Origin of the sequence: Acidovorax sp. K2F, assembly GCF_025246485.1 — a bacterium.
In the GTDB taxonomy this organism is placed as follows: domain Bacteria; phylum Pseudomonadota; class Gammaproteobacteria; order Burkholderiales; family Burkholderiaceae_C; genus Acidovorax; species Acidovorax delafieldii.
On record NZ_JAOBSQ010000036.1, the window covers coordinates 1 to 21,945 of the forward strand.

Consider the following 21,945-nt stretch of genomic DNA (forward strand, 5'->3'; position numbering starts at 1 on the left):
ACCCCAACGCCCAGCACCATGGCCGCACCCCAGCATGTTCCGTTTGTGACGGTGGAAGACGAAGACGACTGGGTGGTTTCGTTCGCCCTGGGCCCCCGAGGGACCGACCGCCTCACCCTGGTGCGCACCCCCCACCTCGAATTCATGCTGCGGCCCGAGCAACGCGGCGTGTCGGTAGGTGCCGAGGCAGGCCAGCGCCCCGCCCTGCTGGTCGCGGTGCAATGGGGCCACAAATGTGTGGACGTAGTGTCCACCGCCAAGCGCTACAGCCTGGACATCAGCAAGGTGGACAACGCCACTTGCAACGCGGCGCTGCGCATGCTGGGCAAGATGAACTTTGACCAGCGGTTTCAGCTGGCAGAAGCTTGAGGACCGAGGGTTTAATCGTTCAAAGCGACGACACGCCAAGTACCCCTGCCCCACGCTACCGCCACCGCGCCAAGCGTTCGCGGCTCGCGCACGGAAATCAGCGCATCATCTGAAAAAGCGCCGTGGTGATGGCCACCTGCGATTCATCCAGCGAAGTCACTGTGGTGGACCCAAATGCCATCCGGTCATCAATGGGCCAGGCTTGGCCATTGAGTTCAGCGATGGAATTGGCGAAGGAGATATCGCGCCAGCGCCCAAAACGCGCATCACTGCGTCCGTCGATCTGCTGGTCCAACGCAGCCGCCAAGGAAAACGTCACACCACGGACCACCATGATGTTGCGCTTGCGAGATACAAACACTCCCCCGGTGGCGCCAGGCTCAGCCCAGTCACGGCTTTGAAAACACACCCGCACTTCCTGCGGGTTCCCATTGCTGTCCAGATACACATAGCGGTCCTGCTGGCCCTCGGTACGGCCCGTGGGCAGGCGGATACCGGCGGCCAGAAATGCATTGATCATGTCCGCACCACACAGCTCTGTACCGGGCGTGGCAGCGTTTCCATTGACCTGCCCTGTGGGCGCGGTCGGGTTGTCACCGGGTGGGTAACCCACACCGTTGAAGAAGCCTTCATACGCGAGTTGCCAGCCCTGGATGAAGTCGGTGGACAGCCGCTGATTGGCGGCAGAACGCTGCAAATCACGACCAACAGCAACGGCACCCAGCAACAAGCCGATCACGATCAGAACGACGCTCAGCTCGAGAAGCGAAAAACCACGTTGTCGACGCGAGGCAGCGCCGTGAGGGTGAATGTGAAATGGGGTCATGGTGCGTCACTCAGTAAACGTCGGTCATCAAATTCATCAGTGGCCAATGGCGTCAGCCCGCAACGCGTTGGTATTAATGTCTCGTGACAATTCGGTCATTGCCGTCGTGCGTGTCGCGAAGCCATCAAAAACATCCTCAGCTTCTGCAAGAGAAAGCGCAGCATCCACCACAGCGGCCGCAGCCGCAATATCGCTGGCCACAGCCAATCCGATGCCCACAGCCGCCAGTGCTATCTGAAACGCACGAGCGCCCACAGACATGGTGGTATCTGCCACGGCGGACACCATCTCCTTCGCGGCATCTAGCGACCCAGCAGCTGCAGAAAGCGCTCCGGCCGCCGCCGCGGCAACATCAGCACGAGCCAGCACCACAGCGATGTAGAGTTGATCACGGTAGTCGTACATCGCACGCTCCATCACAAAAGCTCCCGTGGCTACGTTGAAATGAGCGTGTGAAATGGCGGACAACGCTGCCCCACATTGCAGCTCTGCAAACAGCTCGGTGTGACTCGCGGCCAGCACGATGTCATCGTACTGTTCGGTTACAGCCTGACTGGGCGAAGCGAAAGTGGGGTCAGCGTTGGATGCAGCGGCATTGGCGCCGTCAAACGCCTGGCCATTGCCTTGGGCGTCCAACAGACCTGGCGCGGCGATCACGAAGGCAGCGGTGCGCCGGGTTGCTCCGACCTGGGTGGCCAACCTGCCAGCAGGAGCCACCAAAGCATCGCTGGCGGTGTTCAGCGCCAGGCAAATGTCAATGAGATTGACCGCATTAACTACACCCAATGGACAGGCCGGGTCACCGGCAGCATCGCAGGCTGGGTTCAGTGGTGCCGCATCATTGCCAGACTGGGTAACTCCCAACACGCTGTTCAAGCTGGACAGCACTTCCGGAATGGGAGGCGCGTTTGGGTTGGGGGCCTCTGTGTGGTTCTGGGGTTTGGGAGATGGGGTGCGTACACGCAGCGGGTTCATGCGGTCGCGAGCCACCGCAAGGTCCCGGTCCGAAGGAGCGGCAACCATCGTGGCACCTGAAGGCTCGCGGTATACGCCGTACCGCAAACGTCCCGCCTCAGGACGCGGAAGGTTCAACGTACGCCAAGGGAGATAGCCCACCTGGCGAATCGCGGCACCATCCGTGCAGGACTCCACGCCATTGGCATCCGCAGCCGGGCATGGCAACCTGTAATGAGAATGCAGATAACCCAGCAGTGCCTGGCGCGACTGCTGTTGCGCGTCCATTTGCACGGCCGCCACGCGATGCCGCTCTGACAACTGCCAGAAGATGACAGCACCAGGCAATATCAGACCCAGAGCCAGCAACACCAGCGACAGCTCGACCAGTGTGAAACCCAGCATGCGGTGTCTCATGGGTTAAGCCCTTTCTCATCCAGCCGGTTCGCCGCCGTCAGCGCTTGGGTAAAAGTTTCAAACACCTCGATCACATAAGCCCGCGACGCGAGTTCCTTGTCTTTGGAGTCTTGCAGTGCCTTCTCGGCCTCACGGAGATCGTCCGCCGCAAAACCCAACTCAAAACCTGCAGCTGCTACATTGGCTACGGACAAAACCAGCCCGAAAATCGTGATCCCTTCGGTGTTGGCAGCGGAAGCGATGGCCAGTGCCGCGCTGCCAGCAGCGAGAGCAGCGTTCATGGTCGCCATGATGACGCCCGTTTGTGCGGCCTCCAGGGCTGACTGTGCCTGCTCAATATCGAACACCCGCAAAGACCAGTATTCCTGCACCACTCGCACGTTGTCATAAGCGGTGTAGGCCCCCTGCGCGGCAGCCTGCATAGCACCCAGACGCGACACGCACCCAATGCCGGACGCAAGGTCGCCCGCGCCAACAGCCACGGACAGATCATCGAAATTGCTGTCCTGCGCGCGTCCGGGCATATCGAATCTGAACCCCGCTGCACCTCCCGGCACATTGCTGCCCTCAAACACGCCATTCACCCCCGGGTGCGCGATCACAAACGCGACCGGAATACTTGCGGTGAGATTGCCCGCAGTGAGGACACCCGCCGCCGTGGGATTGGCCGCAAGACGGCGCACCACACGGCACCAGTCAAGGCCATTGATAACGGCGCGCCTGCCATTTGCTGCCGTGATGGCGCCCGTCAACGCGGCTGCAGCAGCGTTGACGCCCGCATCGGTTGACAAAGCCAGCACCGGAATAGCGGGGGTGTAATTGATGTTGAGATCAGGGAAAGCGGAGGCCGTCGGCGCACTGGCGAGATCCAGCGAAGCACCGCGATTGACGCCATAGTGCAACTGGCCCATGCGACTGGGTAACCCCAGAGTGCGCCACGGCAGCAAGACCGCAGCAGCGCTGGTGTTGCCACAGTCTTCTGTGCCATTGGTGCCGGATGCGGCGCAGGGCAGCCGATGATTGGCGAGCACAAAGCCTTCCACCGCTGCTTGGGCTTCAGTCAGCTGCCCCATGATGGCAGTGCGATCCATAGGAGCACGCGTGTCGGCCACCCATCGCCAAGTGATGATGCCAATCACCCCGACGATTGCCATGGCAACGCCCAGCTCCACCAGTGACAACCCTGTCTGGCGCAGGCGCGAAGGTAATTGCGCGTCCGCTCTCATGAACATCATCGCGTCCCTCCCTTGCGATCTACATCCGCCAAGATGGACTCGGCTTGCTCGGGTGTCATGGGCACTACGGCCGAGCCCGTGGCGTTGCAGGGCGGCGGGTTATTGACACGGTTTTGCGCCTCCAGCAACCGGGCATCGGCCGTGGCCTTGCGATCTTGCGCTGCCGCCAGACGTTGATTCAGAGCATCCAGCTCTTTTTGCAGCTTGACGGGTTTAAGGTACTTGGCGTCGGTGCTCGGGCTGGTCATCGCGCCCAGTCCAAAAAGGTCGACCAGCGCGGAGCCCAGTTGGCCCACGCTGTTGATATTGACGTCGCCAGCCTGACAGGCGGTCGTGCATCCATAGGCAACCACGGCCCCGCTGCTGTTATAGATGTTGTAGCGGGCCGTGCCGTTGACAAAGTTTGAAATGGCACTTTGGTAGCTCGTCTGCGCCGTGGAATAGGCAGCGCTGGCAGCCGTTTGCGCAGCAACGGCGTTGTCCAGTGCCGTCTGTGCGCTGGCCAGTTCAGCCACAGCTTTGTCTCGCACGGCCGTGAGTCCGGCTACATCACCAGCCAATTTGCGCTCCGCATCCTTGCCGTCACGCTCATTCTGAAGGTCTGTCTTGTTGGGCGGATTGGTGGCAATGAGCAAGTCCAGTGCAGCAATCTCGCTATTCAATCGGGCGAGAGTGCCCGGTATGTCTGCCAGCATTGCGTTGTACTTGGCGACCTCGGCCGCCCAGCGATCACGCAGCTGCGTAGCCTGCGTGACCTTGGAATCGGCGGCAGCGCTGGCGTACGATGTACTGCCCCAGGTACCGGCAGCAGCCAGCAAGGTGTTGAGCAATCCGTCGATCTGCGAACTGGCTTGGCCATTTCGAATCAGGCTGGTCAGACTGGTGACGGCGGCAGTTCGCTGCGCGATGGCGGTATTGAGTTCTGCCGTCTTGTTGTTGACAGCCGTAGTCGCGGCGGCCAGTTCGGCATTGGCATCCGTCACCTCCTGCTGCGCGATGGACAGCATGAGGTTGTTCACCGCCGGATCCATGGGAGGGCATATATCGTTAGCCGTGGCGCTACTATCGGCCAGCGTCAAAGCTGTACCGGCAATGCCAGCCGCCACTGCATTGGCAACCACGGCAAGACCGTTGGCGATGATGACGCCCCCCGCCAGCCCAATCGCTACAGTGTGCTGGGGTGCGGCCGCACAGGCATTGACCGCCAACCCCAGCGACGCCGCACAGATGGCCCACTCTGCGGCGGCGTTGCCAGCATCAGAAGCCCCCTCTGCCACGGCCAGGGCAATCTCCAGAGACGTCATGATGGCCGCCAAAGTGCTGAAGGCAACCGAACGACGGGCAGACGAGATGTTGTCGGCACGCATCTCAGCCACGTCTCCGGCCACATCATGGGCCAGAGCTACTGTGTTGATGGAATCGATCAAAGGGCGGCAATGAAAAGCCGACAGCAGGCTGTCGTAAGACCGCTCCAGCACGATGTCGTTGTACCCCGCCAGGAGCGAACGCCGGTTCGGGTCTTCCATGCGGTTGACATTGGCTGCGGCATTGGAATTGGCGCCGTCAAATAGATCACCGTCACCATCCGCATCGTTGTTTCCCGGATGGGCCAGCGCATAGGCGATGGCGCGCGGGGTCGGCGCATTGACTTGAGCCATGGTGGGTAACATCGTCGCCCTGCGGCCGGTGTCAAGTCTTTGGCACAGGTCGGTCAACGTGAGGATGTCCGCTGGGTAAGGAGCTCCGCGCATGGCGAAAAAGCCGTCGGCTCCGTCGCTGTACTCGAGAGGAGTCCACGTATCCGTCAGCATCGTGAGGTCGTTGGCACCACCTTGGCGCTGAACGAGGTAGCGCAACTGCCCCACGTCCACTCCGGGGTCAACGCCTGCCATGCGAAGGGTCGCCGTTGGCAGCCATCCCTTTTGGGTAGCCGGTGCACCGCAATCCTGCAAACCGTCTCGATCAACGTCTGGACACGGCAAGCTGCGGGCTACAGTGGCATAGGCAATCAACGCCTGATCAGCCTGTGCCAGGGCCTGACGTTCCTGGCGGGACGAATCCAACGCGGAACGTTCGCGCCATTGAAGGTAGCCCATCGTGGCAAGACCGGACATTACTGCGATGAGCAGCATCACTTGCAGCAGGCCAAATCCGCCTGCGCGGCGTGCAGCGCTTCGGAGCGGCAAGGAGAGACAGGTCGTAGACATCGGCAGCATGAAAGTGAAGGAGGGGATTGCCGTCAAGGCAGGCTCTTGCGCAACCACCCTGCCAACTGCGCAGGTGACTCCGCGATCACCACGTCATCCGACGCAAACCGCAGCGGCGCTGAAGGGCTCGCTGCGCACAAACTGGTGAGAGTGTGAGGGGCATCCAGGCGGTTCCCGTCGCCGTCTTTGTCTTGAAGTGGCACCACCACCCAGTACGCTGCAACCATTACACGATTGGCAGCGCAATCAATGGCTCCCGCCGCACCGCCGTCACCTGTGAGATACGTGCGCGCTGACGACACTGGCTTAGTAGACGCATTGTTCAAAGCAACGATCAAGTCGGTGATGTCCCGATGCGTAGGCGCACCCAGCGAATCACCCGTTCGCTCCAACTCCACAGCCAGATCTGCGTCTTGCGCAGGCACGGCGAGGTTCGCTTCTCGGAAAACCGAATAGCGGGCACGCAGTCGATCCGTGGGCAATTCCAGACCGACGCTCACATAAGGAAACCAACCCAGCTGGACCCCTGATGCACACACTCCACTGCTCAGCGCCTCATATCCGTCAGGCGTGCTCGCAGGACATGGAAGCCGCCCATTGCGCAGTGCAAATGCCCGCAGAATCGACTGCAATTGCTCTGCCTCGGCTCGACCACGTTCGATTTCCTGTTGTTCGGATACCGTCACGTACCCACTGAAAGCCGCCCAAGTCATTAGCCCCGCTACCACGAGCGCGATCGCCCCTTCGACCAGGGAAAATCCCCTCTGCGTGGCACGCTTGTGCAATGCGCCAGAGTAAGAACCACTGGAACTCATGGAGCTTTTACCTCAGGCGTGGGCTTGGGCATGAAGGCCTGCATGGCCTTTGCTTCCGCAGCCACGCGCTCGCCTATTGCACGCATTTCGGCGAGGATGGCTTCCTGTCGCGCTGCATCCTTGGGGGCCTTGCTTTTGGTGAGGACTTGCAGTTCTGCGTTGAGTTGCTGCAGTTTTGCGTTCTGGTCCAGCATCGTCCGCAGCGACTGGAAATAACGCGGATCGAAGCTGGGGCCGGACAAGGCCTCCAATTCATCCACCAACGCCCGCATTTTCTGCGGCGATGCCTGCGCCCCTTGAGCACTCAGCGCCCTGAATTCCGCGCGCACTTCCGCCAGGCGGCGGCGGCGGTCCTGCCTTGCCAAGTCTGCCTGTGGAATGCTCTGTGCTGTGCCCGGAGCCATGGAAGCCGCTGGGGCTGACGGCACGATCCGGGGGCTCGTCGTGCGAGGTGGTATTCCACCGACAACTGGCTCGGGATGCTTATCAGTTATCCATACACCGACGGCGATCGCGACCAACAGCAGCAGTCCTAGACTCGCACCTACCAAAACGGGCTTACGCATTCAGTCTCCTGCCCAGCAGAACGGGCAGGCCTCACCAGCATGAAAACTCTCAAACAAACCTATGCCAGAAACAGGGGTTGGAATGTCTGCGCGAAGTGACAACAAAGAACGTGACATCAGCCGCCTCCCATACTTTGAGTGACCGACTGCCGCACCAGGTCGTAAACAGGCAACAACAGCGCAACGATCAGGAAAAGAAACAAGCCCCCTGCAACCAGGATGATCAGAGGCTTGAGGATTTCCGCGAGCGACTTGACCAACACCTCGAGGCGCTTGCGATAGTCCGCTGCAAGGTGAGAGAGCTGCTGATCCAGGCTACCGGACTCTTCCCCCACTGAAATCATGCGCACTGCCATGGCGGGAAAACCGCCTACGCGCCGCATCGATGAGGACACGGACTCCCCGCGCGAAACCGATTCCGCCACATGGATGAGGCGGGTGCGGTAGTAGCGGTTCTTGGTGGCCCGCCCCAGAACGCGCAGGCTGGACACCATGTCTACCCCCGCACGTACGAGGATCGAGAGATGCTCGGTGATATGTGCCATGCCGGAAGACACCAGCAACGTACGAGCAATAGGCAAACGGTGCATGAAGGTATAGGTTGCAAGCTGGAATCGCTCGGACCGTCTGAAGGCAATGACGCCGATCGACACCACGATGACCGTGACCAGCAGCACCCAGGGCAGATGGGTGGACAGCAAGTTCGCAAAGGCCACCAGCCCTTCTGTGATGGGTGGCAGTTTCGCCTGCAGCTGCTTGAACAGGCGCGCCATGTTGGGCACAACGTAGTAGATCCAGAAGATGGCGACGCCAATGATGGAGGCGAACACAAACGCCGGATAGATCAGAGCAGTCTTGATATCGCGCCGGATATTGATCATGCGCTCCACGTGCTCGGCGGCTTCGCCCAGCATGCGGTCCAGAGTACCGGTCTGGTCCCCGATGGAGATCAGGTTGCGCACGGTCTCGGGGAACACATTGGGGTGCCGGTTGAAAGCTTCGGTCATGCCCACACCCGCGTTCAGGTCGTCCAGCATGTTGCGTGCAACGGACGCCATGGCAGGGTTGCCAACACTGTGGCTTTCTTCCACCAGGGTGGTCAGCGCATCGAGGGCGGGAACGCCTGCGCGCATCATGAGGCCCAGGTCGCGAAGGAAGCCCGCAAGGTCTTCGCCGCGCACTTGCTTTCGGAACAGATGCAACAGCGCATCGGCCACCACTGCAAGCCAGGCAGGAAAACGCCAGAGGCTGATCACCGTGCCGTCAGTGTCGGCCTCCAGCCGCATGCGAGCCGATAAGTCGCGCTTGACTGCCAGGCGCAACAGACCCGAGCGCACCCCGCCATGGGGCAGCAGTACGCGGTAGTAATAAGTGTTGAGATTGGCCATGCAATGCTTCCGCCAAAGCGGCTCAGTCCTCGCCCACGGTGCGGAGGATTTCCTCCATCGTGGTCTCACCTGCCAACACGCGGTGCCGCGCCAACGTCAAGATGGGTCGCATGCCTGCTGCCAGCGCGCGCTGCCGCATTTCGGCCCGCGTAGCATCAGAGGCGATGGCGTCCGCCAGATCACGGTTGACCACCAGCATTTCGTACACCGGCAGGCGGCCCAGATACCCTGTGTCGCGGCAGTGATGACAGCCGGCACCATGGAACACCTGCAGCATTTCGCCCGCAGCGCCCTGCCCCAGCCAGCGGCGCTCATCGTCAGTCGCAAGACGTGGCTTGGCACAATGCGGGCAGATTCGGCGCACGAGGCGCTGGTTGATCACTGCCACCAGGTTTTCGGCGATCGTTTCGGTATCCACGCCTAGCAGCTTGAGGCGAGGCATCACCCCAAAAATGCTGCCAACGTGCAAGGTAGACAACACCAGGTGCCCGGTAGAGGATGCGTCGAGCGCTGCGCGTGCAGTCTCGGAGTCCCGGATTTCACCCACCAGGATGATGTCGGGGTCATGCCGAAGAAAGTGCCGCATGGCATTGGCGAACTCATAGCCCGCACGGCGGTTGACTTCGGTCTGGCAGGCGACAGGGACACGGTATTCCACCGGGTCCTCCACGGTCAACACATTACGCTCGATCAAGGGCTGCATGCGCAGCGCGGCGTGCAGCGTCGTGCTCTTGCCTGAGCCGGTAGGGCCCGTGATCAGGATGAGGCCGTGCGGACGCGAGAACGCCTTGGCCATGACAGCGACATCTTCCTCCAGAAAACCGAGGTCTGCCAGCTTGTCCAGGTTGCTGCGCTCGGGCAGCAAGCGCAGCACCATACGCTCGCCAAATTCGGAGATCAAGGTGGAGACACGGATGGTGAAGTTGTGCTCCATCACCTGTGCCGTAAAGCTACCGTCCTGGGGCAGGCGCTGTTCGCTGGCATCCATGTCAGCCTGCAGCTTGACGTAGACCACCAGACGGTCCAGGGCCGGCGAGAGCGCGAACACCGGACGCAAAACGCCGTCTACGCGCAGCAGCACCGAACGGCTACGCGCCGTGGGCGCCAGATGGATATCCGTCGCACGTTCGCGCACCGCCAGGTGGAGCATGTGTTCCAGCAAACGGGCGGGGCTGTAGGCACGATCCACGTCAGCTTCGAGCTTGCGGACCTCGCTCTCGATCAGGCGTGCCGGCGGGTGCTCTGCGAAGTAATAGTGCTGCTGGATGGCCTGGGCAACACTATCGAATTCACCTTGGAAAAAATGGCATCCCTTGCCCAGCTTGCGCTGCACAAGTTCGGTCACCGTATCAGGCTGTGCGTCGCCAAGCACTACCTCGATCAGGCCTTCGTCGTTTTCCCGTACAGGCAGGAAGCCATAAGTCAGGCACAACGATCGGTTAAAGATGCCGGCTACGGCCGTATCGGGCTCCGGCATTTCATCGGCGTTGACAAAGCGAAGTCCGCGCTGGCCAGCAAGCTGGCGTGCGACCTCGTTGGCACTTGCGAAACCCAGCTCCACCAGAAGGTTGCCCATAGGCACCTTCTCGATCTTCTGTTTTTGCAACACATAGTCGATGGCGACTGCAGACACAAGGCCGGCATTGACCAATGCAGCGCCCAGGGAAGGACTCTTGTCACGCAGCACCGCCAGGCGATCCTCGGCCGTAGGGCCTGCGGGCTGCAACTGGCCCGAGGCCTCTAGCAATGATTCAGCGGGGGGATGCATCCTGATGCTCCAGAAGTAAGAAGGTCAGTTCGTCGGGCTTGCCAGTCGGCGGCAGACCCTGCTGCAGTTGAAAGCGGGCGAACGCCTCTCCAGTCTTCGAACCAAAAAAACCGTCGTCAGGCTCGCGCTTGTCCAGAAGGCCCATGCCCTTGAGCTTGCCCTGTACCTTGCGCGTGACCTGCTCGGCGGCCTCGATGTTGCGCGTGTTGTTGCGACTCAGCCATGCGACCCAGGTCTCCTTGTCCACACTGAAGCGGCACAGGCGAGTCGACGGTTTCAGGCTGTCGGCCATGCCATCGGGCAGGCGGTAAACATGCACCACCTCGTCAGCAGCAGCTGCCGCCTTGAGCTGGTTTTCACAGGCTTGGCGAGCAGGTACCGCAGCCGCAGGCTGCGCCTTGGTTGTCGGTGCAGTCGCCACGAAGGCGGTCGCAGAGCTGCCATTGGGCGGTAATGCTGAGGCCTCGCCCGACACCGTTGGCCGAACTACCTCGGGGGCGGGAGCTGCCACCACGGGGGCTGCTGGCGATACATGCTCGCTGGGTTGGGTAGCCAACCCCCAGCTGGCCAACGCGACTGTTGCTGTCGTGCCCGCCACCAGGCCAGCGAGCACCCAGGCCTTGCGACCGCGATGGCCACCAGTCACCTTGGCGATCACTGCGGCTTCATCCCCCAATGCAGGCAGATCAGCCACCGCACGCTGAACCAGGGGCTCGGTCACCACAGATGCCCTGGTACTCGCCAAACCGTACAGACAACGGTCCAGCACCAAGTGAATGCGTCGCAGGTTTCCCTGCGTGGCGCGGTGCAAAACGTCCGCTGCGGCAGGTTCGATGGAGAGACGCCCCTCTGCGCCCGCAGCGTTCACACGAAAATCGAAGTAACGGGTGACTTCATCCTTTTGCAGACCCGACAGCCGAGCGTGTTTGATGATGCGACTCTTGAGCTGACGCAACTCCGGCGTCGCCAGGGTTTCCTCCAGCTCGGGCTGTCCGACCAGCAGGATCTGCAACAGCTTTTCCTGGCCGGTTTCCAGATTGCACAACAAGCGCACCAGCTCGAGCGATTCCACACTGAGGTTCTGCGCATCATCGATCACCAGCAAGCTGATCTCGCCTGCCTGGTGCCCCGCGATCAGGAACTCGGTCAGTCGCGCCAGCCCCTGCTCTACGGAGTCCGAAGGCGGCAAACCGAAGTCAGACTGTATGGCAGACAACAGAGCACTGTCTTGCAAAAAGGTGTTCAGGATCAGCGCGGAGTGGCAGTTCTTGCCACTGAGGGTGTCCAGCAAGCGCCGCACCAGAGTGCTCTTGCCCAGCCCCACTTCTCCTGTCAGAAGAACAAAGCCCTTGCGCGCCTCGATGCAGTGCACGATCTCCGCGAAATCCTCCTCCAGCCGAGGCGTGAAGAAGTACGAACCCGCATCCGGCGTCGGCGGAAACGGGTTGCGTGACAACCCCAGCGTGGCATAGATGGAATTGGCCGTCATTGGCGTGCAGCAGGGGTGAACTGGGCCAATGCGGCCCGCAACGCAGCCGAATCTGGTTGCAGTCGCGATGCGGCATCAAGGGTTGCGCGGGCTTCTTCAGTCTTTTGCTGGCGCGACTGAATGCTGGCCAGGTTGATGGCGGCCTCTTCATCGCCAGGCAGCCGCTCAAGGATGGCGCGATAGCCGTCTGCAGCAGCAGCATCGCGGCCGGCGCGCAGGTCAAACCAGGCTTGCGCGCGCAACAGTCCCAAAGACCCTGCCGGCAGACGCTCCTTCAACGCAGCCAATTCACGTTCAGCATCGGCCGTACGTGACTCTTTCATGGCGGCGACGAAACGGGCAAAGCGCAGCTCCACCGGAGTGTCATCCACGGCCGGGGCCGTCGCCACTGCGGGCGCAGTCGCCGTATTGGAGCGGTTTGCACCATGCGCCTGTCGCATCGCACTGCTGCGGGTCACCGCAGCCGGTGCTGGCGTAGCAACATCACTGCGTGGGCTGGTTGCCACGACCATCTTGGGCGCAGCGGGCTCCATGGCAACAGCCGGAGCGGGAGTCGCTGACTGCACTGGCGCAGCTGCGGGAGCCGCCACAGCGACTGCTGGAGCTGGCACGGCAACAGGCGCAGGAACTACCGGTGCAGGAGCAGCAGCCATGGCAGAGTTGGCGGCCGCAGCAGGGTCAGCAGCGGATACCGTCACTGGCGTTGGCAACGCCGCAGCAGGCGCAGCCGTTTCAGCGACCGGCGAAGCGACCGCCACCGGGGCTGGCGCTGCAGCGGGGGCCGGACTTGGCGCAGCAGCCATCGGCGGCGGCAATGCCTTGGGCTTCATCTGGGTCTGCCAGACAAACCACCCCAGAATCCCCGCCCCCAATACGACGGCGAAAGCCAGCATGGCATCCAGCCATGCAGGACGGCCACGCACCGCCGCCTTGGAAGCCCTTGCCATGGCAGGCTTGGAATCTTGAGGCGCATCCATGGATTTCAGCGCGTCGTGGATGAGGCTCATAGCACACGCACCCGCAAGACGATCACCAGCTCACGACTTCCGTGCACTTTGTTCTCATTGCCGAACAGCTTGCCCAGCAAAGGCACGTCAGACACCCCAGGTGCTCCACGGTCGTTATTGGAGCTCCGCTGGTCGATCAACCCCCCGACCACCACCACGTCGCCATCGCCCACGTTCAAGGTCGTGGTCAGCCCCTTGTAGCTCACCTTGGGAAGGGAGACGAGGTTGTCTCCCCCCACAGCCACCAGTTGCAGGCTGGCAGGGTCGACATCGCTCTGCATGGGATTCAGCAACAGCTCGATGCGGCCATCGTCACGGACCATGGGCAGCACCCCCACCATGACACCGGAGAACACGGTGTCAGTCTGTACGCTGGAAGATGTAGTGGACGCACCGCCACCAGGAACGGTTTGCGTGGATGCGGACTGCGACACGTAGCGCGAGCTAGTGCCAACGGACAGCAATGCAGGCGTGCCGTTGCGCACTTGCACGTTGGGATTGGACAGTACCTTCAGATTTCCGTAGGAGCGCAGTGCGTTGATCACAATGCCATAGTTGCTGCCTTGGTAAGACATGCCCAGTGCAGGCCCAGCCACGCTACCGATCAGCGCTGCGGGGATGGAAATGGCCCGCGAAGGGTAGCCCGTGCCGGCATTCGGCAACGTACCCGAGCTGCCACCCAGCTGCATGGGCGACGAACCAAAGCCTGCCGCCAGACGGCTGCGCAAGGACGTCCAGTCCACACCAAACTCGAAGTTGTCAGACAGCTGTACATCGATCAGCTGCGCCTCGACATACACCTGCTTGCCCAGCACCTTGTGCACCTGGGCCAACATCTTCTCGACGGCGCGCATCTTGGAGGGACGGGCTTTTACGTACAGCGTGCCAGTCATCTTGTTCAATGTGAAGCCGCTGTCTTCATTCATCGTGGCCAAGGGCGCTTGCGGCAACTGGGCGGGACGTGTTGGGTTGGCCCCACTCCCAATCCAAGGCGACGAGGACGAGCCCGGGGTCGTCATGGTCAGGTTCTGCTGCTGCATTTGCTGCTGCTGGGCCAGGCGGTCTTGGTGCGAGTCACCCAATACCGACTTGAGGGCGGTTTCGATTTCCAGGTACGGATCCGTACTTCCGCCGCCAGAGCCCGACATGGTCAGGCTGCCCTGTTGGGCACCCGATCCGCCGCCCCCGCTGCTTCCACTCCCGCTTCCGCCCCCGCCGCCCGAATTGGAGCTGCCGAAAACGTTACCGCCAGAGCCCATCTGGATGCTGGTCTTGGTGTTGAGAAAGTTCAATGAAAAGAACTTCTCCTCGGTAAGGTTCACGCGCAGCGTATTGCCACGGAATTCGCCTGCCACGTCATAGGTGCGCAGCACTTCGTTGAAGCCTTCACGCAGTGTCACCTGGCGCAAGTGCATGTCGGCAAGCTGCCCGCCCTTCAGCACATTGGGATCAACGATCAGGTTCAGGTTTCCTGCGTCGGCAAACGCACTCAAGATCTGGCTGATGCTGGCTCGGGACATGGCCACATTGATCAGCTTGCCTTCCAGCGGATCAAACACCGGGGCCACCGGAGCGATGACCGGTGCCGCTGCCGTCTTGTTGATTTCGGCCAGCAACATCTGCTGATGTACCAGCAAACGCTGGGCCTCTTGCGCAGCGTGCTCGCGCATCTGGTCTGCTGCAGTGGTATCTGGCGGCGGGAGGCTGGAAGCGCTGCGGGGCGAAGGGCTGGCGCAACCAGCCAGCACCAGGGCGGCACATACCAGCGCCAATGGCTTGAAAAATGGAGGATTGTTCATGTCGCTGTCCTTGGCGCTACTAGCGTGATTTCTTGAAATGGTCATGAGGAGAAGCCAACGGGAGCCCACAACGCGATGCACGCGTCGAGCCGCGAGTCACGTTGTCTGTCTGCTGCCGGCGGGCCTTCGTGGTCATGGCAAGCTCTTGATAGGGCCAGGTTGTCCGCCCGGCAGACCCGAGCGGAACTCCTGGGTATTAATGCTTGCCAGCGATCCGTCGGGCCAGCGCAGCGTTCCCACCCGCAGTTCCCCCTGAGGCAGCGTCAAAGTCTGACGACCCAGCCGCTCGGTAACCACCGCCTCGCTGGGGCGCACCTGCACAACACGCCCACCGCCCTCCAGCCGTGCACCCTGGCGTGCCAGTTGGCCGTCAATCACCACAGACTGCCGCTCAGAGGCCAGATCGTCCAAATGCAATGACAGGGAGCGGCGCGGCATTTGCACACTGCCCACCACATCACTGCCAGGCACTGGCAGCGCGATCAGACGCTGCGGATCGGTGCCTGCCGCCATCGTCTGCGCCTGGATGCGAGACATGGCGCCAAAGGCCTCGGTCACGCGCTCCTGATCCGTGCGCAAAGCGGCTGGCAAGGGCGCCAGCTCCACGGTCATGGGACGCATCGACGGAGTGCGCGCTTGAGTGAGCTGAAACACGCCATAGAGCCCCCAGCCGAGCAAAAGAATGGCAAGCCCATTGAGAAGTAAAGCCGCGTATTTCATGGTTTCACATTTCCTGGAGCAGCTGCATTGGCCACCAGCTCATACGAGAAAGAACCTGGCAGCGTGAAGGTGGGATCCACTGCCCGGAGCGTCCAGCCAGCCGCTGCCATCTGGGAGACCCAGCGTGTCACAGAAGCCGAGGCACCGGGTGCGACCACGCCGTCTACACGGAAGGCTTTTTTACCGGGTTGTGCACTCCCTAAAGAGCTCGTCGTTTCCAGACGTACTCGCTGAATCCGAATGTCCTTGTTGGAGGCAGCTTTCAACACTGCCATGAACGCCACTGGGTCATGGCGCGCGCCCTCATCCAGCGTGCGCGAGAACTCGGCCACCGGCAGCAGCTTCCCCGGAGCTTCCACCAACGACACCGCCTGGATTCGGCTTTGCAGCGCCTCCAGCTCGGCGCGCTGGTTCATTCCCGCATTGCGCTGCTGATCCGCCAGTTGCCCGACCAGCACGCCCACAATGGCCAGAACGATGCCGACGAGCGCCGTTACCACGGTGATAGGAGCCACCCAGCGCTCGGCACGCCACGCCACCCGCTCCAGACTAGGATTCAGTGCATGGCGGCCTGCAGCCTTGCGCGCCAATGTCGGCATCACGGTATGTACCCGCTCAGCAGCCAGCGTCATCTCTTGCGCATGCATGATCACTGGCGCCCCGCCCACTACGCTGCGTACAGCTGCGAGGCAGGTGTCTACATCCGCAGGCTGCGTAGACCACAGCGTGCACCACTCCACAGCCTCCGCACCCAGCCGCATCAACAAGGTACTGTGGTTGCTGGTCAGCACCTGGGCCGCACTGGCCATGGCAGATGGCCCAGAACCCAGCGCCTGGGTAGAGCCAAAAACCATGCCTTCTTCGGATTGCACAAAACACATCAGCCGCCGCTGGGACAGCACGACGCGCGCACTGCCAGACGCCACGCCGTCACACAGGAGCCCGCCAGCCATCATCACCAGGCAATGGTCGTCCTGCTCCTTGGCCCATTGCGTGCAACGCTGCCACAGATCCAGCGAAATCGCCGAGAAGAACACCTGAAAGCCGCCCGGCAATTTGACCAGCCGGTGCACCACGACATGGGCCGCGCCTTCGACGAGGCCTTGCGTACGCACACGCTTTTCAACCAAAGCGGCTGCGTATTCGGTCTTGCCCTCGAAACGCCAGACGTCGGTATAGACGTCGTCCATGTCCAACACCACCAGCGCGCTGTGGGTCAGACGCGGCCATGCAGGAACTTCTTCGACCTGATGCCCGTGGCAGTGCAACCAGCCGGAGCTGGCGACGCGATACACATGTTCTGCACTCATGGAGTCACCTTCGGCGATGGAGAGACAGACGCCGTCTGAAAGTGCAGCGTGCCCGTGACACCCAGCAAAAGCCCTTGGTCGCCGGGCATCGGGGGTTGGAACAGGCTGGCTTCAGGCGACACAGTAGCGATCTCGAAAACATCAGCCACGAATATCTGCCCTGCTCCGCCACGACCCAGTTCACCCAGGAACTGAGCAGCCTCGACCCGCGTCGCGGGGGCTACGGCCCGGCGTAAGCGACGTTCACCCCATTGGGACGGGTCAAAGCCCATGCGTTCCACCTGTTGAGAAACGTCTTTGATAGAACGCACCAGTTGCTCGCGCCGCTGCACTTCAGGCACAAGACTGCGGGCGCTTTCGAGCCCCTGTTGCAACTGAGCGAATTGCTGGCGCTCCCAAGCCAGTTGCTTGAGACCGCGCTGCGCCAACCAGGCTCCACCGCCGAGCAGGGCAGTGGCCAGTGCCAGACAGGCCAGCTTGAGCGTACGGGTGCCGTTCAATTACTGCTCCATGATCCAGTGGGCGGTCAGCAAGATGACCTGGTCTTCGTCGAAGGTGCGGCCTCCAGCCGTGCCTCCCGCGTTCCCAGCGGCATTGACTACGGGCGAGCGCGCATCACTGGTGTTCATCTGAGTGCTGTTGCCGCCCACATTGATGGCAACGCCCTGCGTGTTGTTGGCCTCCCACTGGGTGCCGGGTGCATTGGCTTCGGTGGATGCCGTCTGCTGGGGGCGGCCCTGGATGCGGAAGCGGCCTTCGCGGGAATCCGGCTTGCCATCGATCACCTGGTCCATGAAACGCGCAAGATCGGGCGTCAGTCCACGAATCACCATGACGTTCCCCGCCCCGCTTGCGACGCCCGCGTTGTTGAACTGGAAGCAAACTTGCAGCTCAGCCGGGTTGCCATTGGAGTCGATGTAGAGGAAGCGGTCTTCGTGTCCTTCACCACGGCCAGGGGGCATACGCACACCAGCACGGGTCATCAGTTCGCGCAGGTTCAGTGTTGCCAGCGTAGTGTCGCCAGCACCGACCGTGTCTGCAGCGTAGCCCTGGCCAGAGCAGATTTTGCGACCACGGTCTGTGAAGCTGGCTGGAATGCCGGGAACAGCCATGGAACCCGCACGCGTACAAGCGTTGCCGCCGTTGATAGAGGTTTCAGAGCCATCCACCATGTAGGTTGGCGCCTGCTGGCAATCACCCACCACCACGCCGGTGCGCTGGTAGTACTGGTCATAGGCCATCTTCCACTGATAGGCAAACTTGTTGACGGCCTTCTGGTATTCAGCATTGCGCTGGACGTCCTTGGCGATGGCCACGGCACCGATGATCAGGCCGATGACGGCCAGCACTATAGCCAGCTCAACCAGAGTAAAACCTTGCTGGACCTTGCGGCCCAGCCCACGAAACGAATGCATCTTTTTCATTGAAACCTCCGACGAGGGGAATAAGTTGTGTAAAGGGTCAAGGGTGGAAGGGCTCAAGCCACATCACTGATTCATGCGATAGATGGCCGTGACGATGGCAATCTGGTCTTCGTCAAAAGCACGATCATTGGTCGTGCCGATCTGGTCACGGTTGGAGGCTTGCCACTCCTGCCCCGGCGCATTGGGATTGGTGCCGCCAGCGTTGTTCAGCACGCCCTGGCGACGGAAACGGCCTTCACGCTCATCCGGTTTTCCGTCGATCATTTGATCCAGCGCGCGTGCCAAGTCAGGCGTCAGGCCGGTGATGACCATCACGTTGCCCATGCCATCACCCACTGCATTCGCGGCAGAGCCATTACCGAGCGGCACGTTCCACTGGAAGCACACCTGGACTTCTTGCGGGTTGCCATTGGTGTCCAGATAGACATAGCGGTCTTCCAGACCTTCTGCACGGCCGGGAGGCATGCGGATACCGGCACGCGTCATCAGGGCGCGCAGGTCAGGATCCGTACCAGCGGTGAATCCTCGCGTCATGCCCTGCCCTGCTGCCGCACGGCAAATGGCGTTGGGTGGCGTGACACCGGTCATGTCGCGGCCAGAGCGTGTACCAGCTGCCAGAAAACGCTCGCCGTTGACCATGTTCTGAGGGGCAGTCTGGTTGTCTCCCAGCACGACGCCCGTGCGCTGGTAGTACTGGTTGTACGCCTGCTCCCACTGGTCAATGAACTTGTTCTTGATCTTGGTGTACTCGGCGTTGCGCTGCACATCCTTGCCGATGGCCACGGCACCGATGATGAGACCGATAACTGCCAGCACAACCGCCAGCTCGACCAGCGTGAAACCCTGCTGACGCGTTGATGGCGAGCGGCGGGCCAGGTTCTTGAATACTTGGTTCATGATGTTGTTTTCCTCGCCCTGATTACTGGTTCATCTTGTAGATGGCGGTCAGGGTGATGACCTGCTCTTCGTCACGGGTGTTGCCCGCGCCGGTGGCCGTGGTGGCGCCTGCGCCGCGGCCGAAGGAGTTGTTGGCAGACCATTCCACACCAGGACCATTCGGCGTGCCGTTGGCAATGCCCCGCAGGCGGAAGCGACCTTCTTGCGCGTCAGGCTTGCCATCAATCATCTGGTCCAGCATGCGTGCCAGGTCGGGAGTCAGGCCAGAGATGACCATGACGTTGCCCGAGCCCTCGGGTGTCGTGGGTCGGTTCCATTGAAAGCACACCTGGATCTCCTGCGGCGAACCGTTGGTATCGGTGTAGACATACAGGTCTTCCTGCCCCTCTGCACGACCGGGCGGCATGCGGATGCCTGCGCGCGTCATGTAGGCACGAAGGTCATTCACATTGACCGTAAAAGGAGAGTCTGAGCGCATGGTCCCGGCTTCAGGATTGCGCGAGCAAACGGGGACTGGCTCGGAGCCAACTGCGACCAGTGCAGCCATGTCACCACCCGAAGTGGGAGAACCTGCTGCTGCCACGTAAGCAGTCCCGTTCACCATGATGCGGGGCGCGGTCTGGCTATCGCCCACCACCACGCCGGTGCGCTGGTAGTACTGGTTGTACGCCTGCTCCCACTGGTCAATGAACTTGTTCTTGATCTTCGTGTACTCGGCATTGCGCTGCACATCCTTGCCGATGGCCACGGCGCCGATGATCAAGCCGATGACGGCCAGCACAACAGCCAATTCCACCAGGGTAAAACCACCCTGCGTCGCTCGGGAACCGGGAGAACAGTGTGCACGCCGAGCAGGCAGGACGGAGAAAAGTGATCGCATGATTTCCTCAGGCGTTGAAAGAAGAGTGAGCGCGGAGATTACTAAACGTAACGAAAGTAAACAATTAAAAATTGGCGTCAGCGATCCACGCGTTTTGCATCCCTCAACTGCCTTGCGGCACTGCTGGCAACGCTTGCTTGGTGGCGTCCGACCCGCATCCCATCCATCTATTTTTTTGATATGAATCAATGGCTTACTGCCACTCTTTGTTTAATCACCAACTTCAAAAGATGGTGCGCAAGCATCGCGCAAGTGCCCTCGCTTAGCCATAGTGCGTATGTATTAGTGACACAACAGCAACAAAAACAAACAATTAGTCACCATTTCCAATAGCTCAGAGCTATTGGAAAAATAAGGGTTTTCCTGGCTCGGAAATTGAGGACATTCGGAGCTTGACGCTAGCCTTGGCATGGGGCTGGTCGAGCACAGACACGTGTACGAAGCCGCTCCGCAACGTAAGCTTGATTCAGCCAACCCAGAAGACTCCGCCGAAGGTCGGGATAGCGGTTATCGCGGCAACCCAACCTTCGGAGGGATACGCGACGAGCGCCCTCCGTCCAGGGCTGCGGCCCGTGCAGCCTAAATCAGAGTCGCATGCGAGTTGTGACCCTTATCAACGCTGTTTCATCGCTTTGATCGCAGGGCTACAGCTTCCATGCGCCGCGACGCGAGCGTTGCTCAGCGCAATGCCGTCCACTTCTGCTCACTGGCCGCAGAAGCCAACACCCGCTCGATAAAGTGCACGCCACGCGCCCCGTCTTCCACGCGCGGGTAGTCGGCGTGCAGGGGGTCGGCCGCCGTGCCTGTCTGCCGCGCGCGGATGTCGGCAGCAACACCCAGGTAGACGTTGGCGAACGCTTCGATGAAGGCCTCGGGGTGGCCCGCAGGAATGCGCCCGGCCTGCAGCGCCGCCGGGCTGAGCCACGGTGAGCCGCGCGTGAGGATGCGGCGCGGGCCGTCCACCGGGGAGTGGATGAGCTGGTTGGGGTCTTCCTGCCGCCAGGTGATGGTGCCCAGCGTGCCCGACACCTGCAGGCGCAGGTCGTTCTCCAGCCCCGCTGCCACCTGCGATGCCACGATGAAGCCACGTGCACCGCTGTCGTAGCGCAGCAGCAGCTGGGCGTCGTCGTCCAGTTGCCGCCCGGCGCCAAAGGTGGTGAGGTCTGCACACACCCAGGCAGGGTGCTGGCCGGTGACGGTGGCGGCCAGGTTTTCGGCGTGTGATCCGATGTCGCCCAGGGTGCCCGCGCTGCCGCTGCGCGCCGGGTCCAGCCGCCAGTCGGCCTGCTTGTTGGCGCCGCCCTCTTCCACGGCTGTGGCCAGCCAGCCCTGGTTGTATTCGACGGTGATCTTGCGGAGCTGGCCCAGCACACCGCTGTGCACCAGGTGGCGCGCCTCACGCACCATCGGGTACCCGGTGTAGTTGTAGGTCACGCCGAACACGGTGCCCGCCTTCTTCACGGCGGCCACCAGCTCGTCGGCCTGCGCGCGGGTGTGCACCAGCGGCTTGTCGCACACCACATGGAAGCCCGCCTGCACAAACGCCAACGCCACCGGGTGGTGCACATGGTTGGGGGTGACGATGCTCACCAGGTCGATGCGCTGATGCGCCGGGCGGCGCAGTTCGTCGGCCAGCAGGTCCTGCCAGCTGCCGTGGTTGCGGTCGTCCGCCAGGCCCAGTTCGGCGCCGGATGTGCGCGCCCGCTCGGGCGATGACGAGAGCGCACCGGCCACCAGCTCGAACTGACCGTCGAGCGCCATGGCCTTGCGGTGCACCGCGCCGATGAAGGCGCCGTGGCCGCCGCCGACCATGGCGTAGCGGAGCTTTCTTTCACTGGACATACGAAAAGTCTTTGCTCGCTGTGTGTTGTTGT

At 61.7% G+C, this 21,945-nt stretch carries 19 protein-coding genes; 1 reads left to right on the forward strand and 18 read right to left on the reverse strand.

Going from position 1 to position 21,945, the window contains the following annotated elements; all coding sequences use genetic code 11:
* Positions 1 to 369 (forward strand): hypothetical protein (locus N4G42_RS12945; RefSeq protein ID WP_313771911.1); only part of this gene is annotated, 369 nt, incomplete at its 5' end.
* Between the two features lie 97 nt (positions 370 to 466).
* Here the strand turns inward: N4G42_RS12945 and N4G42_RS12950 are convergent.
* The 18 genes from N4G42_RS12950 to N4G42_RS13035 form a co-directional block, all read right to left on the reverse strand.
* Positions 467 to 1,195: a prepilin-type N-terminal cleavage/methylation domain-containing protein gene (locus tag N4G42_RS12950; RefSeq protein ID WP_099730532.1), complete on the reverse strand. Its 729-nt coding sequence runs from the start codon at positions 1,193 to 1,195 to the stop codon at positions 467 to 469.
* A gap of 36 nt (positions 1,196 to 1,231) precedes the next feature.
* Positions 1,232 to 2,554: a prepilin-type cleavage/methylation domain-containing protein gene (locus tag N4G42_RS12955; RefSeq protein ID WP_260667430.1), complete on the reverse strand. Its 1,323-nt coding sequence runs from the start codon at positions 2,552 to 2,554 to the stop codon at positions 1,232 to 1,234.
* A gap of 8 nt (positions 2,555 to 2,562) precedes the next feature.
* Entirely contained in the window at positions 2,563 to 3,801 is a 1,239-nt protein-coding gene (locus N4G42_RS12960) for a type II secretion system protein (protein ID WP_260667431.1), read from the reverse strand.
* A complete protein-coding gene (locus N4G42_RS12965; protein ID WP_260667432.1) occupies positions 3,798 to 6,044 on the reverse strand; it encodes a hypothetical protein in 2,247 nt (748 codons plus the stop codon). The genes N4G42_RS12960 and N4G42_RS12965 overlap by 4 nt, the downstream gene beginning before the upstream one ends.
* Positions 6,041 to 6,823 carry a type II secretion system protein gene (locus N4G42_RS12970; RefSeq protein WP_108497255.1) on the reverse strand — a complete coding sequence of 261 codons (783 nt, stop codon included), beginning with the start codon at positions 6,821 to 6,823 and terminating at the stop codon, positions 6,041 to 6,043. The genes N4G42_RS12965 and N4G42_RS12970 overlap by 4 nt, the downstream gene beginning before the upstream one ends.
* Positions 6,820 to 7,389 (reverse strand): hypothetical protein, encoded by a 570-nt coding sequence (locus N4G42_RS12975; RefSeq protein ID WP_108497254.1) that lies wholly within the window; start codon positions 7,387 to 7,389, stop codon positions 6,820 to 6,822. Before N4G42_RS12975 ends, N4G42_RS12970 begins: the two co-directional genes overlap by 4 nt.
* Positions 7,390 to 7,505: 116 nt before the next feature.
* A complete protein-coding gene (locus tag N4G42_RS12980) occupies positions 7,506 to 8,777 on the reverse strand; it encodes a type II secretion system F family protein (protein ID WP_056063918.1) in 1,272 nt (423 codons plus the stop codon).
* A 22-nt stretch (positions 8,778 to 8,799) separates the two neighbouring features.
* Entirely contained in the window at positions 8,800 to 10,545 is a 1,746-nt protein-coding gene (locus N4G42_RS12985) for a GspE/PulE family protein (protein ID WP_099730536.1), read from the reverse strand.
* Positions 10,529 to 12,034, reverse strand: coding sequence for an ExeA family protein (locus tag N4G42_RS12990; RefSeq protein WP_260667433.1), 1,506 nt, complete (start codon positions 12,032 to 12,034; stop codon positions 10,529 to 10,531). Before N4G42_RS12990 ends, N4G42_RS12985 begins: the two co-directional genes overlap by 17 nt.
* A complete protein-coding gene (locus N4G42_RS12995) occupies positions 12,031 to 13,041 on the reverse strand; it encodes a tetratricopeptide repeat protein (RefSeq protein ID WP_260667434.1) in 1,011 nt (336 codons plus the stop codon). Before N4G42_RS12995 ends, N4G42_RS12990 begins: the two co-directional genes overlap by 4 nt.
* A complete protein-coding gene (gene mshL / locus N4G42_RS13000; protein WP_099730539.1) occupies positions 13,038 to 14,840 on the reverse strand; it encodes a pilus (MSHA type) biogenesis protein MshL in 1,803 nt (600 codons plus the stop codon). The genes N4G42_RS12995 and mshL overlap by 4 nt, the downstream gene beginning before the upstream one ends.
* A gap of 132 nt (positions 14,841 to 14,972) precedes the next feature.
* On the reverse strand, positions 14,973 to 15,560 hold the full coding sequence (locus N4G42_RS13005; RefSeq protein ID WP_099730540.1) for a hypothetical protein: 588 nt from the start codon (positions 15,558 to 15,560) through the stop codon (positions 14,973 to 14,975).
* Positions 15,557 to 16,870, reverse strand: coding sequence for a hypothetical protein (locus N4G42_RS13010; RefSeq protein WP_260667435.1), 1,314 nt, complete (start codon positions 16,868 to 16,870; stop codon positions 15,557 to 15,559). The genes N4G42_RS13005 and N4G42_RS13010 overlap by 4 nt, the downstream gene beginning before the upstream one ends.
* The gene (locus N4G42_RS13015) at positions 16,867 to 17,370 is read right to left on the reverse strand and encodes a hypothetical protein (protein ID WP_056063937.1); all 504 of its coding nucleotides are present in this window, start codon (positions 17,368 to 17,370) and stop codon (positions 16,867 to 16,869) included. The genes N4G42_RS13010 and N4G42_RS13015 overlap by 4 nt, the downstream gene beginning before the upstream one ends.
* Positions 17,371 to 18,294 (reverse strand): type II secretion system protein, encoded by a 924-nt coding sequence (locus tag N4G42_RS13020; protein ID WP_056063940.1) that lies wholly within the window; start codon positions 18,292 to 18,294, stop codon positions 17,371 to 17,373.
* Positions 18,295 to 18,357: 63 nt separating this feature from the next.
* On the reverse strand, positions 18,358 to 19,191 hold the full coding sequence (locus N4G42_RS13025) for a type II secretion system protein (protein ID WP_056063942.1): 834 nt from the start codon (positions 19,189 to 19,191) through the stop codon (positions 18,358 to 18,360).
* Positions 19,192 to 19,213: 22 nt separating this feature from the next.
* Positions 19,214 to 20,071 (reverse strand): type II secretion system protein, encoded by an 858-nt coding sequence (locus tag N4G42_RS13030; protein WP_099730542.1) that lies wholly within the window; start codon positions 20,069 to 20,071, stop codon positions 19,214 to 19,216.
* A 678-nt stretch (positions 20,072 to 20,749) separates the two neighbouring features.
* Positions 20,750 to 21,913 (reverse strand): Gfo/Idh/MocA family protein, encoded by a 1,164-nt coding sequence (locus tag N4G42_RS13035; RefSeq protein ID WP_260667437.1) that lies wholly within the window; start codon positions 21,911 to 21,913, stop codon positions 20,750 to 20,752.
* Between the last annotated feature and the right edge of the window lie 32 nt (positions 21,914 to 21,945).

Excerpts from the sequence above, each read along its gene's own strand:
- N4G42_RS12950 (WP_099730532.1), bottom strand. The coding sequence starts at position 1,195 with ATGACCCCATTTCACATTCACCCTCACGGCGCTGCCTCGCGTCGACAA.
- N4G42_RS12955 (WP_260667430.1), bottom strand. The coding sequence starts at position 2,554 with ATGCTGGGTTTCACACTGGTCGAGCTGTCGCTGGTGTTGCTGGCTCTG.
- N4G42_RS12960 (WP_260667431.1), bottom strand. The coding sequence starts at position 3,801 with ATGATGTTCATGAGAGCGGACGCGCAATTACCTTCGCGCCTGCGCCAG.
- N4G42_RS12970 (WP_108497255.1), bottom strand. The coding sequence starts at position 6,823 with ATGAGTTCCAGTGGTTCTTACTCTGGCGCATTGCACAAGCGTGCCACG.
- N4G42_RS12975 (WP_108497254.1), bottom strand. The coding sequence starts at position 7,389 with ATGCGTAAGCCCGTTTTGGTAGGTGCGAGTCTAGGACTGCTGCTGTTG.
- N4G42_RS12980 (WP_056063918.1), bottom strand. The coding sequence starts at position 8,777 with ATGGCCAATCTCAACACTTATTACTACCGCGTACTGCTGCCCCATGGC.
- N4G42_RS12985 (WP_099730536.1), bottom strand. The coding sequence starts at position 10,545 with ATGCATCCCCCCGCTGAATCATTGCTAGAGGCCTCGGGCCAGTTGCAG.
- N4G42_RS12990 (WP_260667433.1), bottom strand. The coding sequence starts at position 12,034 with ATGACGGCCAATTCCATCTATGCCACGCTGGGGTTGTCACGCAACCCG.
- N4G42_RS12995 (WP_260667434.1), bottom strand. The coding sequence starts at position 13,041 with ATGAGCCTCATCCACGACGCGCTGAAATCCATGGATGCGCCTCAAGAT.
- mshL (WP_099730539.1), bottom strand. The coding sequence starts at position 14,840 with ATGAACAATCCTCCATTTTTCAAGCCATTGGCGCTGGTATGTGCCGCC.
- N4G42_RS13005 (WP_099730540.1), bottom strand. The coding sequence starts at position 15,560 with ATGAAATACGCGGCTTTACTTCTCAATGGGCTTGCCATTCTTTTGCTC.
- N4G42_RS13010 (WP_260667435.1), bottom strand. The coding sequence starts at position 16,870 with ATGAGTGCAGAACATGTGTATCGCGTCGCCAGCTCCGGCTGGTTGCAC.
- N4G42_RS13020 (WP_056063940.1), bottom strand. The coding sequence starts at position 18,294 with ATGAAAAAGATGCATTCGTTTCGTGGGCTGGGCCGCAAGGTCCAGCAA.
- N4G42_RS13025 (WP_056063942.1), bottom strand. The coding sequence starts at position 19,191 with ATGAACCAAGTATTCAAGAACCTGGCCCGCCGCTCGCCATCAACGCGT.
- N4G42_RS13030 (WP_099730542.1), bottom strand. The coding sequence starts at position 20,071 with ATGCGATCACTTTTCTCCGTCCTGCCTGCTCGGCGTGCACACTGTTCT.
- N4G42_RS13035 (WP_260667437.1), bottom strand. The coding sequence starts at position 21,913 with ATGTCCAGTGAAAGAAAGCTCCGCTACGCCATGGTCGGCGGCGGCCAC.